The following is a 14,762-nucleotide window of genomic DNA, read 5'->3' on the forward strand; positions in this document are numbered from 1 at the left end:
ACACCGCATCATCATACTATATAACATACGATACACGCATTAAAGACATCACTTATTCATGTGGTGTTGTATACGTAATATCCTGTGCGGCGTAGCTTTCACCATGAGCCAATACGTAAACGATGGTTTCTAATGTAGCACGTACAGTTTCAACAGCCATACTAGGTTGATTTGGTTTATCCACCACTTGAGATGGCAAGTATGGAATATGCATAAAACCGGCCTTAATATTGCCCTTTTGCGCCGCATAGTGACATACGCCGTACATCAAGTGATTACATACGAAGGTACCAGCTGTGTTAGAAACCTTAGCCGGAATGCTTGCTTGGTGCAATGCATTGACGATGTTTTTAATAGGCAATGTTGCAAAATACGCACTAGGACCATCGGCTACGATTGGTTCGTCCTCAGGTTGGTTGCCCCCATTATCTGGAATACGGAAATCGTCGCAGTTTATAGCAACCCGTTCTACCGTAATGTCAGGACGACCGCCAGCTTGACCAACACAGAGAATGAAATCTGGTTCGCATTTTTCAGCGGCTGCTTTCACAGTATCAATAGATGTGTAACGTACAGTTGGCACCATTTGAGTAACAACCTTGTAATCGCCATCTGTATAACCATCCATCGTTTTTACCGCTTCCCATGCAGGGTTAATAGGTTCACCGCCAAATGGATCAAATCCAGTAATTAAAATAGTTTTCATCATAACACCTCATAAGGATATTTCAAAAATTGTTCATCCACAGAACAAGGTCTTAAATAAAGTAGTACATCAATAGGATATTCAACACAAGCATAGCCAAGGCAATTGGAATTTGCGCTTTAATAACGCCGTATTGGTCACGCATTTCAAGGAGCGCTACTGGTACGATGTTAAAGTTGGCTGCCATAGGTGTCATTAAGGTACCGCAGTAGCCAGCAAGCATAGCGATAGCACCAACAGCTGCTGGGTTAGCGCCGTGAGCCACAACGAGCATTGGAATACCAATAGCACTGGTAATCATCGCAAAGGCTGCAAATGCATTGCCCATGATCATTGTAAAGATAACCATGCCGAGGCAGTAGGCTACAACAACGAGGAATACATTATCGGCAGGTACTATACTAGCCACAGCACCAGAGATAATTTTACCAACGCCAGCCAAATTAAATAGATAGCCAAGAGCTGCTAATAATTGGGATAAAATAGCGGTCCAACCGATAGCATCGATGAGACGACGCCCTTCGTGGAAACCTTGGTTAAGTTTCCCTTTAGTAATGTAAAGAGCGGCACACATAGCGATAATGGCTGCAATACCAAGGCCTACAAGGGCACCTAATTTAGTAAAGAAGCCAATGATGAATGTGATAATACCAACAAGCAAGGCTGGTACGAAAATAACATTACCAATACGAACCGCTTCTCCTTTTTTGAATTCAATAGGAGATTCAAAGTAATGACCTTTGCCTAATTGTTTTACCAATACGATACCGGCCATAACGATAACGAGCCAACCATTGATTTCTTTAGAAAGGTAAGAACCAAAGATAAAGGATATGCTGTATAAGAGCCAGAATAAGCCTGTACCGATGCGATATTTATGTTCCTTATCAAGGAATGATTGAATGGCAAAGATAAATAAGATAATCCCTACGAGAAGGTATACATAATCTAAGGGCTGCATTTTATAGATAAGTTCTAACATATTATTCAGCCTCCTTCTTTAATTCTTCTGGTGTAACGAGGATATTAAATTCGTTTGGTACCAATTTACCAGATTTCATATCCTCTTCGTCACGTGCTACAGAGGCTTGAATTGTTTTATCGAAAATAATAAAACGAATGAAGTTAACGATATATGCACAGATAGCTGTTGGCAATCCATAAAGCACCATATCTGTTAATTCAACGGAATACCCTAATTGTTCCATAACACCCTTGATGAGTAATAACCCACCAGCCGCAAGGAATAGGTTTTGACCAAAGAAGTTACCACTATTATCTGCAGAAGCAGCCACACCACGCACCTTATCGAGGGTCCGTTGCGATACGGGACGACCTTGTGCTACGGCCGCTTCACTCATAGGCGCGATCAATGGACGCACCATGGCAACCATACCAGACATGTTAATGCCAAAGGCAACTGTCACTTGGCGGATAAATAGGTAAATCATAAAGATCCGACCTGCTGTAGCAGCATTAATCTTGCCGATCAAAATTTCAGCACGTTCACGCAAGCCGTGACGTTCCATAAGACCAATAACAGGTAGAATTAAAATAAATAATGACATATAACGATTTTTAACAAAGGCTTCCCCAATAGCACCAACGATATCGTTGATACTAAGACCACCTGCAAGGCCCGTTACAAACCCTGCGGCTACGACAACTAACAAGGCATTAAAGCGCAGCATCAAGCCGATGACCATCACTAAAATACCAGATAAGACTAACATAGTCTCACATCCTTTCAAAAACCATCTACCATTCAAAGCTGAACGTATAGATATAACATATATGTATATATTATATATCTAAATGTAAAAATCCTGCACTATCTTGTACCAAAAAAATACACCTCATGAGGATACTCTCACGAGGTGTATGTATTATAAAGCCCTTCCACGTTTCTGACGCAATTAAATTAAATCTTTTTTAAACAATACTGTAGTATGTTGTTTTCCTCTAAAATGTACTTGGTCATAGGCTTTAAATCCGAAGGATTCATACATCTTAGGTAACCATGGATGTTCTTTAGCTGTACCTAATGTAACGGCTGGTGTCTTAAACTGAGTTTTTAACAACTCTTCTGCATATCCTAGCGTTTCCCGTGCATAGCCTTTGCCTTTGAAAGCTGGTGCTGTTACAAAATGTGCAATATGTGGAAATTTATCCGGCGTAGAGTATTTAACCCATGGCATACAGAACGTAATAGAGCTCACTAATTGTCCGTCGATATACAATCCATATACAGGATAGGTTTCAATCCACTCTTTAGATTCTTCTTCGGTAAAATCGATGGCATCAAAGGTGATTGGAAAATCCTTAATAGCTGCATAACCATCAATTAAAACCTTATGGTATTCCGCTGTATCTTCTACTGTTAACTGTCTAAATTCTTTCATTGTCTTGCCCTCATATCTATATCTTTATCAAACTACTATTTTTTACATTTTATACATATATTCTGTATATTTATTATCACGAATGTAATTATACTCCTATATGTATCTAGATGCAATAATTTTACATAAATATTTGATGAAGTTTTATAATCTTAAGAATAAAAGAAAAACAGGATGCATCACGGGGATACATCCTGTTTTGGAGCTTTCACAAGCTCGAGGGGAAGTTATTCTTGTATTATTGGCTAATACGGGAACCGTAAACGTCGCGTTGGTTATGTGGTTCATTGTTAACGCGAACACGTTCTGTTTTATGACGATCGTTGTCACCACCAGAGATACGATCAACACGGTAATGGTTAAGACGAATATTTTGTAATTCAGGTTGGAATTCGTCCATAGCACGACGCATGTTATCATCGATAGGAGCACCATTTTGAAGAGCACGGTACAACATTGTTGCGAATTCGTAACGAGTCATAGTCGCATCGCCTTTAAATGTGCCATCAGGGTAACCAACAAGGATACCATTACCAGCCAATTGGCTAATGTATTGGTAAGCCCAGTGGTTGCGTGGAACATCTGGGAATTCTGCAGTTTTGCTAGGATCGATGGCATGTGGATTCAAGATTTGTAACAAGTTGTTGTATTTATTTTCCATATCTTGAAGACGTGCATTCAATTCAGCGATTTCACGACCCATAGCTACACGGGAACGAGATTCTGGAGCGCGTTTACCAAGACGAATGGATACGCCTGCATTCAATTGAGGATTGCCATTGCCAACTGTGCTACCAACGGAAATCATTGTATCTTCATTAGGACGATAGAACGCACCCAATGCAGCGGAGTTAGCATTGTGGTAATGACCATAACCAGCTGCTACAGTCCATTTGTCATCAGGGTTAAAGTCCAATGGATGCAATGCAGCCAATGCAGCAGAACCTGCACCTACTTTGTTAACGCGTTGTTCTACATCGCCTACACGGTTAGTCAAGTTAGTAATGTTATTGTTGATGGCACCGTTTGTAGAATTGTCGATTTGATTTTGTAAATCATTAGCTACAGAGAACAATTGACTGCCATTGACAGCATCTGTAGATGTAGCAGAGATTTCGCCTGCGGCTACATTTTTAATTTGACGTTCTTGACCAACTTGGCCTACAGAAACGGAGCCTTTAGCTGCAGAACCTACACCGGCAAAGCCACCATATGTATGAGTTGCAATTGGAGCACCGCTTGTAATGCTAGTTGTCGCAACAGAAGCACTGTTTACGGATGTTGCAGGAGCAGATTGAGATTTGTAACCAATAGCAACAGAGTTCGCATCACTTGCAACAGAATGATCACCGATTGCCATAGCATAGTCCGCTGTAGCATGTGCATCAGAGCCGAAAGCATTTGCGCGTTCACCTTGAGCTTGTGCACCAGCACCATAAGCTTGTGCATGGTCACCAGAAGCAATAGCAGAAGAACCGACTGCATTAGTATGTGCACCTGTAGCTTGTGCACCAGAACCAATAGCGTTAGCCTTATATCCAGCGGCTTTTGCTTCATAACCAATAGCTTGAGAACGAACTTCGGATGCATTAGCACGGGTACCAATTGCAGTAGACCAAGTACGTTCAGCATTAGCACTATGACCAACAGCAATAGCTTCGTTCATCAAAGCTTTAGATTCATGACCTACGGCTAGTGCAGAACTACCAGCTGCTATATTTTCAGAGCCCATAGCAACGGAGTTACTTCTCCAATCGCCAAGTTTTTTAGTACGGTCATCAGATTCATTATCATAATCACGGTCACGGAAATTAGCATCAGATTCTTTTACAGTATTTCTATAACCATAGCCGATAGCATGTGTACCATTAATAACATTACTATCACCAAATGCTTGTGCATAAGCACCTGTTACAGTGTTGCCATCGCCAAATGCATTAGCTTGGTCACCATTAACTATGTTTTGGTTACCATATGCACTGCTGGAACCAGTCGCACTCGTAATGCTATTACCTTGACCTACTGCGATGCTAGTAGCTGTACCATTCGCAACAGTACCATAACCCACTGTATTATGTGGATCTGGAGTTTGACCAGCTTGATCACCTACGGCTGCAAAAATAAAACCATCTGCTGTAGATACAGGTGTTGCTGCACTAACAGGAGTAACTGCAGATACGCCTACTGCAGCTGTAGCAGCCAATACTGCAAATGCTAATTTTTTGGAATGTTTACTTTCTCTCATCTTACACCCTCACTAAATTAAAATCCTTAACAATATACAATACAATTTTTCAGTCTCTCTATTCGCCTCTCTCTTTAGCCTAACCTAAACATATAGTTCTCTCAAAAAATAATATTTAAGTCAGTTTAAGAAAAATTTATATTGTTAATTACTTGCATAGCATATCAAAATTTTACGATATGTACAAGACTTTTTTCCATATAAAGTTCATTAATAACTCTTCATATACAACAAAAATAGCTTGATTACTATTATTTTATGACATATTGATATGCTCATAAATTTTTATGATGACCTTTAAAATTGGAATATTTTATATATTTTTCATATAATACATTATTTTGCTTATAAATAATCAATCTTTTAATAAGATACACCAATCTCAAACATGCTAATTCCACGCTATTTTCATGAATTTAACGTGAATTATTCATGAATTCTATTTACTTATATTATCGAATTATTATTTTATTTTATGTATTTTTATATATTTTTTAATACATATCCTCCTTTGCACCAAAATGTGTAGCAATCTATATTTTTAAATTAATTATAAACTATCAATATTAATCTAGAGCTTGCTTATCTCATTAAATCATTAGTCACAAAAACCACACATAGAACTATTATTTTACATTTATATGTATACAGTGTATAATCAAAACAAATACAATATATCTTATTTCGTAATATATAAAGGAGAGGGTATTATGGAGAAAATAAATCAACGCGGAAAGTATTTATTCATTGCCGGTATAATTAGTCTAATTATTGCCATTGTAATCTTATTTGTCATTCCAGATCCATCAGCTAATAATGTAGAAATTGCGAAAAAGGCTACAAGTGCAGTACAAGCAGCACAAGAAATTTCTAAAAACAATCAAACTAGTATTTTACTCCATACGATTGGTATGGGCCTCTTAGGTTTCGGTATTACTGGGACTGTAGGTGGTTTCATTCTTAAATCTATGAAGAAAAAACAATAGAATATCTCATAAAAAAGGTGTTACTACATTCTATATTGAAACAGTACTAACTGTTATCAATGCAAAAGAATGTAGTAACACCTTTTTATTTGATTTAATAAGAATAGAACTAACGAATCTATTTAACCCGTTTCATAATAAGCAATGCCAATATAATACCTAACGTAGATGTCACAAGTTGTGGCCAACTAGATACGAATAACATGGCATTTACAATCTTTGGCGGTAGTTGGAATAAAGAAAAGAACAACGAATATCCACCATATAGGACACCGACTTTCACCAGTGCAGCCACAATAATAAGTAAAAGTTTTGGCTTATGTTGCAACCAATGTGCGACCAATACATAGGCAGTCGTGCCTAATCCAGTTATAAGAATAAATGGTGGCAATGGTAGCATACCTTGTAAATGAGCTACCACTGGAGCCACCCAGGCAATGACTAAACCATTTTTCCATCCATAGCGCCATGTAGCTAGCACAAATGTAGCCGACGTAATGGAGCCGATAAGGAACATGCTGACTTGGTTTGGAATAAATGGAAACATAAGGCGCAAGCTTTGTGCCAACAGCGCTACAGCCAACAATAGTCCTGTGCCTGTAATAGATTTTGTAGACATAAGAACCTCCTCTTATACGATATAAATTTTACAAAAGGTACTTACCTCAAACCAATCGATTAAGCTTTCACAAAGAATAGACATATATACCTCGCGTTTATATGCAACTCCTATATGCGTTATTATAACACAGTTCCTTTACCCTATTAAGTTAAGTGTAATCTATGCAGCAAAAATAAGTATTTAATATTCATATAACCAAAAGACGGCACTGCACAAGATAAAAAGAACCACTGATAAGCTGCAACTTATCAGTGGTTCTCTTATTTGTGCATATGCATAGCACGTTTCTCTAGTAAAAGTATATTATGAACCTATCTAGAGAACAAGGAGAAAACAATGATGTTTAATTCAATTCATTATCTACATTTGTTAAACATATATAGGGAACATAAGATGATTGGCGCCCCAATATAAAGACCTAAATCCGGAATTTCTCCGATGAGTATAGCCGCTACTATAGCTGCTACAACAGGAGATAAATACATAAAGTTCGTTACGTCTGATACATGCTCTGCATGTTCTAAGGCATAGCTCCAGAATACAAATCCTAATGCACTAGAGAAGCAAGCTAGATACATAATCGCTAACCAAGCTATAGGTGGTGCTGCTACGATAGTGGCAACCGATTGTGATACAAAAGGCAATGCCATAATCGCACCGGTAAACATGGACCAGGTAGCAACGGTGATAGGATCATGCCCTTTTAGGCTCAATCCACGATTAACGATGTTATAGATGGCAAAGAGTATCATGCCGAACAATGTCCAAAAGGCGCCCATAGGTACATTGATGTGACCATTCCACAGAATAATGATGGCTACGCCTGCAAAGGCAGTAATTGTAAAGAGCCAACCAATAGGCCTCATGTAATCTTTGTAAACAACTAATGCCATAAGTGCTGTTGTCATAGGCGTCAAAGCCATAATAATACTCGATGTGGCCGCCGGAATGGTAAGAAGTCCTTGATTAAATACGACTTGGTATACAAAATTTCCTGTCATACCAAGCACTATATATAAGCCCCACTCGCGCCAGCTCGTAGGAATGTTCAATCCTTTAACTACGCCAATGATAAGCATGAGGATGGCTCCGCCTACAACACGGGCCACCGCTAGTGTTAAGGGACCTACATGTTGTAATGCAATTTTACTAAATGGAAATGCTGTTGCCCAAACAGCAATCGTTGCCAATCCACCGATAACGGTTTTCACACGATTTGACATAGCTTATGCTCTCCTTTCCTCCTATGCACTCTATTCTAAATATCTAAATTATAAGAGTAATGTATTCAATTATAGGCACAAAAGAATAAAATGTCATCACCTGACAATGGATAAACTATCTAAGCAACAGACCTCATTTCCATTAAATTGAAATGTAATTTCATTATTTGTAAATAATTTTATATAGCATATATTTTCGCACTTACACTACGAATAACCAATATATAACTACGTTTATATGGATATATTTTTTACTTTCACAAGATAATTTACATCTATCATTACGAATTTTGCATAGCATGTATTGAAAATCCATATCATTTATATATTGTGAGTTTTAGATAAACATTGTACACTAGATATATCAAAATCTATAGTTATATCCATTTATGGAGGTGCAAAATGCAACATACTGCATGGAAAGATTTCAACACAGGTGTGTGGGATAAGGCGATTGACGTACGCGACTTTATCCAAAGAAACTATGTTCCCTATGAAGGGGACGACTCCTTCCTAGTTGGTCCTACAGAACGTACTACAAAATTGTGGGACAAGGTAATGAAACTATACGAAGAAGAACGCGAAAAAGGTGGCATGCTTGATGCCGATACTTCCGTGGCTACACACATCACTGCGCATGCGCCAGGATATATCGACAAGGACCTTGAAACAATCGTTGGTTTACAAACTGATAAACCACTTAAACGCGCTATGTTCCCTTATGGCGGCCTTCGTACAGCAAAATCTGCTATCGAAGAATATGGCTTCAAAATGGATCCTCAAACAGAGGACTTCTTCAAAAAGCATCGTAAAACTCACAATGACGGCGTATTCGATGTTTACACTCCAGAAATGCGTGCTGCTCGTACAGCGCACATCGTAACTGGTTTGCCAGATGCATATAGCCGTGGCCGTATCATCGGTGACTATCGTCGTATCGCACTATATGGTATCGACTACTTAATCGAAGAGAAAAACCAAGAATTCAACATCACTATGGGTGATATGCTTGAGGACGTAATCCGTGACCGCGAAGAAATCAAAGAACAAATCCGTTCCTTAAAAGAATTGAAAGAAATGGCTGCATCCTATGGTTACGATATTTCCGAACCAGCTAAAGACGTTCGCGAAGCTATGCAATGGATTTACTTTGGCTACCTTGGCGCGATCAAGGAACAAAACGGTGCTGCTATGTCCATTGGCCGTAACTCCACATTCCTCGATATCTATGCTGAACGCGACCTTCGCAACGGTACATACACAGAAGAACAAATCCAAGAATTCGTAGACCATTTCATCATGAAATTGCGTATGGTTCGCTTTGCACGTATCCACGAATACAACAACTTGTTCACAGGCGACCCTGTTTGGACTACTGAATCCATCGGTGGTATGGGTACTGACGGCCGTACATTGGTTTCTAAAATGTCCTTCCGTTACCTACATACATTGACTAACCTTGGTCCTGCTCCAGAACCAAACCTCACTGTATTATGGTCCCCTCGCATGCCTATCGGCTTCCGCCGTTTCTGTGCGAAATTATCCATCGAAACATCTTCCATCCAATACGAAAACGACGAATTGATGCGTCCTAACTCCGGTGATGACTATGCTATCGCATGTTGCGTATCCCCAATGCGTATTGGTAAAGAAATGCAATTCTTCGGCGCTCGTTCTAACCTAGCAAAATGCTTGCTTTATGCAATCAATGGCGGCGTTGACGAAAAACTTAAGAAACAAATCGGTCCTAAATACCGCCCTATTACATCCGAATACTTAGACTTTGACGAAGTATGGGAAAAATTTGACGACATGATGGAATGGTTGGCAGGCGTATATGTAAACGCATTGAACATCATTCACTACATGCATGATAAATACGCTTATGAAAAACTAGAAATGGCATTGCATGACCGCAAGGTAACTCGCTGGTTCGCAACTGGCATTGCTGGTTTATCCGTAGTAGCTGACTCCTTGTCCGCTATTAAATACGCTAAGGTAAAACCTATTCGTGACGAAAACGGCATCGCTGTTGATTTCGAAATCGAAGGTGAATTCCCTAAATATGGTAACGATGACGATCGTGTAGATAGCTTGGCTTCCATGGTTGTATCCACATTTATGAACAAGGTTCGTAAACATCCTACATACCGTCAATCTGTTCCTACTATGAGCTTGTTAACAATTACTTCTAACGTAGTATATGGTACTGCAACAGGTTCCACACCAGACGGCCGTAAGGCTGGTCAAGCATTCGCTCCTGGTGCTAACCCTATGCATGGTCGTGACTCTCACGGTGCTGTAGCTTCGTTGTCTTCCGTTGCAAAAATGCCATGGCGCGATTGCTCTGACGGTATTTCCAATACCTTCTCTATCGTTCCAGACGCATTAGGTAAATCTGGTGAAACATTTGTATCCGTAGGCGATTTTGATATTGAGTTAGACCCTTCTCAATTGCCTAACAGCAATACAAACTTCGCTTGCAGCGAACCAAATGTTACTATAGAGGAAGATAAATAATCTTCCGCCGTATTGTATGCTTTCACCGGCATCAGTACTCATATTTTGGTTGAAAGGAGGAATACCCATGAGCAACCAACAACAAGTGGATAACTTGGTAGAATTATTGGATGGCTACTCCCAAAAGGGCGGTCACCATTTGAACATTAACGTGTTTACTCGTGAAACATTGTTAGACGCTCAAAAACATCCTGAGTTGTATCCTCAATTGACTATTCGTGTATCTGGTTATGCAGTACACTTCAACAAATTGACGAAACAACAACAAGATGAAGTTATTTCCCGTACATTCCATCAACAAATCTAATCGAGGTTTTCTATGACAGGACGTATTCATTCACTAGAAACAATGGGTACGGTTGATGGTCCAGGCATGCGTATGGTGGTATTCCTTCAAGGATGCCCCATGCGTTGTGCCTATTGCCATAATCCAGACACGTGGAATGAAGAAAGCCAGGAAGCTAAGTTCATGACTGTCGAAGAGATATGGCAGCAATACGAACGTAACCGTCAGTTCTATACGAACGGTGGCATTACTGTCACAGGTGGGGAAGCATTGATGCAAATCGACTTTGTCATCGAGCTTTTCACATATTTTAGTGAAAGAAACGTCCATACCTGTTTAGATACAAGTGGAATTTGTTTTGATCCCCACCAAGAGGTGGCATACCGTAAGTTACTGAGCGTAACGAGTCTCGTCATTTTGGATATTAAGGACATCGACCCTACTGTCCACAAATGGCTAACCGCACAGCCTTTAGAACCAATCCTTCAATTCGCAAAACTAACAGCTGATGTAAATGTGCCGATTTGGGTGCGTCACGTGGTGGTACCTACCATTACGGACAACGCAGATCGTCACTATAGGCTAGGCTTTTTCTTAGGCTCACTACGCAACTTACAAGCCGTCGACTGTTTACCATATCACGTTATGGGCGTTGCCAAGTACAAGGAATTAGGTATCACCTACCGTCTTGATGGCATCCCCGCCGCTACAAAGGATTTAGCTGCAAAAGCGAGTAAAACCGTTGTAGAAGGAATCAAAGCATATCGTAGACATTGGTGGAGTCCCATCAAAACACAAACTAATCATAATCAAGTTTGAGGATAACTACCTCCCTTGATATATATATAATATATATTAAAACTTGATCTATGATACTAGCCCTAAACGAAAATACCCCCTGACCACACAACCGGTCAGGGGGTATTTGTGTATCTATTAGGAAACGACGTTAATCGGTTCACCTTTCAAGAAGGCTTGTACATTATCTCGAATAATACCTACCAAACGTTGACGCGTTTCAAGGCCTTTCCAGCCCATATGCGGAGTAATAATGACATTATCTAATGTATATAGAGGGCTATCCTCAACTGGAGGTTCTACCTCTTGTACATCAAGACCTGCACCTGCAATACGTTTAGCTGCTAAGGCTTCACAAAGATCGGCTTCATTGATAAGAGGACCACGACCTGTATTGATGATGACTGCACTAGGTTTCATCTTAGCGATGGTTGCTTTATTAATCATATGCTTAGTTTGGTCATTCAATGGGCAATGTAATGTAATATAATCACTATTTGCTAGTAATTCATCAAGACCTACATAGCGAACACCGTCACCATCAGCCTTTGGTGTACGTGTATGAATCAAAATATTCATACCAAGTGCTTTTGCTACTTTAATAACTTCCATACCGATGTGACCTGCACCGACAACACCTAAAGTCTTACCATTCACTTCTGTGTGGCTCACTTGTAAATATTTTGTAAAGTTGCTGCGATCACCTCTAGCAAGCATACCGATTTGTTGTTGCATGGTAGATGCAAAATTGAGAAGCATCATGATTACAGTATGTGCTACACGTTCCGTACTATAGGCCGGAATATTGCACACCGTAATTCCCTTAGCGCGCGCTGCATCAAGGTCGATGTTGTTATATCCAGTACCAGCTTCTACGATGAGTTTCACAGATTCAGGGAATTGTGAAAGCAACTCTGGACCTACAGGTATTTCTTTTGTTACCACTACAGTGGCGCCTTGAATGCGTTCAATAAGTTCTGCATTAGTGCTATCGTCATATACTTGTACATCATTTGATACAACGGAAAAATCTAGCAAGTGATCATAATTCATCTTGCCTGCATTAACTACTACAACTCGTTCGTTCATCATGACCTCCTAACAATTTCTATTAAGGGTAAATGTATTATATAATAATTATACTACAAGATATTATATATCATATGTTAATTTATCATAGCTTATGCAGATTAAGACTAATTTTCCCTAGAATATAAATCCAAATGAAATCTTAGCATAAACTTTCACAAAAACTATTGTTTAATTCCCTAAAAGTTATACAATAAAAGTAATGTATTTTAGGAGTGAAATGATCATGAGACCAACATATTTAACGATTGATACAAGCTTGGTTCGCGAGAACCTACGAAAAATAAAAGACAGCCTCCCAGAGTGGAGTACATCCACAGCTGTTATCAAGGCCAACGGCTATGGTCACGGTAGCGTTATGATGGGACGTATTGCTGTTGAAGAAGGTTATGAATCCTTAGCTGTCGCGATTCCAGAAGAGTCTGTACCACTTCGCAATGCTGGCATTATGGTTCCTATTTATCTATTGGGTCTGACAAGACCACAATCCTTTGAACTTGTAGCGGATACGAATTCCATTCCCGCCGTTTGTGAATCCACAGATTTAGAAGCACTCAACAAGGTAGCGGACAACCACGATATGATTATCCGTGTCGCCGTAGCCGTTGATACAGGCATGCATCGCATAGGCATTAAACCAGAGGATGCAATAGAATTTATCAAACGCGTTGAATCCTATCCTAACCTTGCTGTAGATGGTTTCTTTTCACATATGAGTAATGCCGATGCAGCGGACCAAAGTCACGCCCATGGGCAAGCCCAAAAGTTCCATAAAATGGTGGACGAAATCCGCGACTTTAGACCCGATGCGGACTATCGCTTCTCCCTTGCCAACAGCGCCGGCCTATTATCTGTAAAGGACAGTCTATTCACGGATGCACGACCAGGCATCATCCAATACGGTATCATGCCATCTCTCGATGTACCAAACCGATTAGGCCTAAAACCAGTCCTATCCTTCCATAGTGAGGTCGTCCATGTACAACACCTTGAGGCAGGCGAAGGCATTGGTTATGGTTCTACCTATGTCACACCAGAACCGATGACAATCGCTACTATTCCTGTAGGTTACGCCGACGGTTATCCACGCAGCCTATCCAATCGTGGTACCGTCCTCATCCAAGGTACTCGTTGCCCAGTTGTAGGCCGTATCTGTATGGACCAATTCATGGTAGCCGTACCTGATACGATTACGGTTAAACCAGGCGACAAGGTTGTACTATTGGGCTCTCAAGGTCATGAAAGCATCTCTGCCCTTGAAATCGCAGCCCTCGCCTCCACCATTCCTTATGAAATTTTCTGTGGCTTCTCTGATCGCGTGCCACGACAATACATATAACACAAAAAGGATGACATTGATAATTCCAATGTCATCCACAAAAGTAAAAGCACCACCAAAAATTCGGTGGTGCTTTTATTCTCCTATACCATACACATATGGATTGTGTGTGTTGTGTGTGTATTGTGTGTTGTGAGAGAGATATGTATATACATGATGTATATATACTTATGAATTGGGAGGGAACCCTTCATAAGGAGGCCCTAAGGCGACAGACGGCATAGGAGAGAGTCAATATTTGTCTGAACCACCAAAGGGCCCGTATGGGGTGCACTGGGAGATTGGATGCACCCCAAGCGCCGATGGGATGACGCGATATATGTGTATGGTATTTATGTACAATCACATCTGTTTACCACCTAGGCCTATGGCGGCTAACTGAGTCCATCTTAGTCACCGCGTATGAGATGTAAATTAAGATATCCAAACCACCCAATTTATTGCATGAAATGTATATGAATTTTTGGCTAAATTTCTATAGAATTTTTACAAATGCGATTCATGAATCATCAATTCATATTAGGACTGATAATTTCTGTGAAAGCC

13 protein-coding genes are annotated in these 14,762 nt (G+C 40.0%); 5 read left to right on the forward strand and 8 right to left on the reverse strand.

Features of this window, described 5'->3' with window-relative positions:
- Nucleotides 1-52 precede the first annotated feature (52 nt).
- The 5 genes from pcp to O3617_RS02850 form a co-directional block, all read right to left on the reverse strand.
- Entirely contained in the window at nt 53-706 is a 654-nt protein-coding gene (pcp, locus tag O3617_RS02830; protein WP_371448673.1) for a pyroglutamyl-peptidase I, read from the reverse strand.
- Nucleotides 707-758: 52 nt separating this feature from the next.
- Nucleotides 759-1,688, reverse strand: a complete 930-nt coding sequence (locus O3617_RS02835) for a DUF979 domain-containing protein (RefSeq protein ID WP_371448576.1) — start codon at nt 1,686-1,688, stop codon at nt 759-761.
- Between the two features lies 1 nt (nt 1,689).
- Complete coding sequence (locus O3617_RS02840; protein ID WP_371448577.1) at nt 1,690-2,439, reverse strand: DUF969 domain-containing protein; 750 nt, start codon at nt 2,437-2,439, stop codon at nt 1,690-1,692.
- 183 nt (nt 2,440-2,622) lie between these two features.
- A complete protein-coding gene (locus O3617_RS02845) occupies nt 2,623-3,108 on the reverse strand; it encodes a GNAT family N-acetyltransferase (protein WP_005375552.1) in 486 nt (161 codons plus the stop codon).
- Between the two features lie 238 nt (nt 3,109-3,346).
- A complete protein-coding gene (locus O3617_RS02850) occupies nt 3,347-5,353 on the reverse strand; it encodes an S-layer homology domain-containing protein (protein ID WP_371448578.1) in 2,007 nt (668 codons plus the stop codon).
- A gap of 710 nt (nt 5,354-6,063) precedes the next feature.
- Between O3617_RS02850 and O3617_RS02855 the strand changes: the two genes are divergently transcribed.
- Nucleotides 6,064-6,339 carry a hypothetical protein gene (locus tag O3617_RS02855; protein ID WP_371448580.1) on the forward strand — a complete coding sequence of 92 codons (276 nt, stop codon included), beginning with the start codon at nt 6,064-6,066 and terminating at the stop codon, nt 6,337-6,339.
- A 118-nt stretch (nt 6,340-6,457) separates the two neighbouring features.
- Here O3617_RS02855 and O3617_RS02860 read toward each other — a convergent pair whose 3' ends face one another.
- Together O3617_RS02860 and O3617_RS02865 are read right to left on the reverse strand one after the other, a co-directional pair.
- Complete coding sequence (locus O3617_RS02860; protein WP_371448582.1) at nt 6,458-6,958, reverse strand: ECF transporter S component; 501 nt, start codon at nt 6,956-6,958, stop codon at nt 6,458-6,460.
- Between the two features lie 359 nt (nt 6,959-7,317).
- Entirely contained in the window at nt 7,318-8,184 is an 867-nt protein-coding gene (locus tag O3617_RS02865; RefSeq protein WP_371448583.1) for a DMT family transporter, read from the reverse strand.
- 402 nt (nt 8,185-8,586) lie between these two features.
- Between O3617_RS02865 and pflB the strand changes: the two genes are divergently transcribed.
- From pflB to pflA, 3 genes are all read left to right on the forward strand, one after another.
- Nucleotides 8,587-10,704 carry a formate C-acetyltransferase gene (pflB, locus tag O3617_RS02870; RefSeq protein ID WP_316595603.1) on the forward strand — a complete coding sequence of 706 codons (2,118 nt, stop codon included), beginning with the start codon at nt 8,587-8,589 and terminating at the stop codon, nt 10,702-10,704.
- A gap of 67 nt (nt 10,705-10,771) precedes the next feature.
- A complete protein-coding gene (gene grcA3 / locus O3617_RS02875) occupies nt 10,772-11,011 on the forward strand; it encodes an autonomous glycyl radical cofactor GrcA3 (RefSeq protein WP_371448584.1) in 240 nt (79 codons plus the stop codon).
- A 12-nt stretch (nt 11,012-11,023) separates the two neighbouring features.
- Nucleotides 11,024-11,809, forward strand: a complete 786-nt coding sequence (pflA, locus tag O3617_RS02880; protein ID WP_270523752.1) for a pyruvate formate-lyase-activating protein — start codon at nt 11,024-11,026, stop codon at nt 11,807-11,809.
- A gap of 117 nt (nt 11,810-11,926) precedes the next feature.
- On the opposite strand, the gene O3617_RS02885 is transcribed toward pflA, so the two are convergent.
- Nucleotides 11,927-12,877, reverse strand: a complete 951-nt coding sequence (locus O3617_RS02885) for a 2-hydroxyacid dehydrogenase (RefSeq protein ID WP_371448674.1) — start codon at nt 12,875-12,877, stop codon at nt 11,927-11,929.
- Nucleotides 12,878-13,103: 226 nt separating this feature from the next.
- On the opposite strand from O3617_RS02885, the gene alr reads away from it, so the two are divergent.
- On the forward strand, nt 13,104-14,216 hold the full coding sequence (gene alr / locus O3617_RS02890) for an alanine racemase (RefSeq protein ID WP_371448585.1): 1,113 nt from the start codon (nt 13,104-13,106) through the stop codon (nt 14,214-14,216).
- Nucleotides 14,217-14,762 lie beyond the last annotated feature (546 nt).

Source organism: Veillonella sp. 27098_8_77 (assembly GCF_041431535.1).
Classification (GTDB): Bacteria; Bacillota; Negativicutes; order Veillonellales; family Veillonellaceae; genus Veillonella.

Bases quoted from the DNA above. Each gene is read 5' to 3' on its own strand.
- pcp (WP_371448673.1), bottom strand. From the start codon at position 706: ATGAAAACTATTTTAATTACTGGATTTGATCCATTTGGCGGTGAACCT.
- O3617_RS02835 (WP_371448576.1), bottom strand. From the start codon at position 1,688: ATGTTAGAACTTATCTATAAAATGCAGCCCTTAGATTATGTATACCTT.
- O3617_RS02840 (WP_371448577.1), bottom strand. From the start codon at position 2,439: ATGTTAGTCTTATCTGGTATTTTAGTGATGGTCATCGGCTTGATGCTG.
- O3617_RS02845 (WP_005375552.1), bottom strand. From the start codon at position 3,108: ATGAAAGAATTTAGACAGTTAACAGTAGAAGATACAGCGGAATACCAT.
- O3617_RS02850 (WP_371448578.1), bottom strand. From the start codon at position 5,353: ATGAGAGAAAGTAAACATTCCAAAAAATTAGCATTTGCAGTATTGGCT.
- O3617_RS02855 (WP_371448580.1), top strand. From the start codon at position 6,064: ATGGAGAAAATAAATCAACGCGGAAAGTATTTATTCATTGCCGGTATA.
- O3617_RS02860 (WP_371448582.1), bottom strand. From the start codon at position 6,958: ATGTCTACAAAATCTATTACAGGCACAGGACTATTGTTGGCTGTAGCG.
- O3617_RS02865 (WP_371448583.1), bottom strand. From the start codon at position 8,184: ATGTCAAATCGTGTGAAAACCGTTATCGGTGGATTGGCAACGATTGCT.
- pflB (WP_316595603.1), top strand. From the start codon at position 8,587: ATGCAACATACTGCATGGAAAGATTTCAACACAGGTGTGTGGGATAAG.
- grcA3 (WP_371448584.1), top strand. From the start codon at position 10,772: ATGAGCAACCAACAACAAGTGGATAACTTGGTAGAATTATTGGATGGC.
- pflA (WP_270523752.1), top strand. From the start codon at position 11,024: ATGACAGGACGTATTCATTCACTAGAAACAATGGGTACGGTTGATGGT.
- O3617_RS02885 (WP_371448674.1), bottom strand. From the start codon at position 12,877: ATGAACGAACGAGTTGTAGTAGTTAATGCAGGCAAGATGAATTATGAT.
- alr (WP_371448585.1), top strand. From the start codon at position 13,104: ATGAGACCAACATATTTAACGATTGATACAAGCTTGGTTCGCGAGAAC.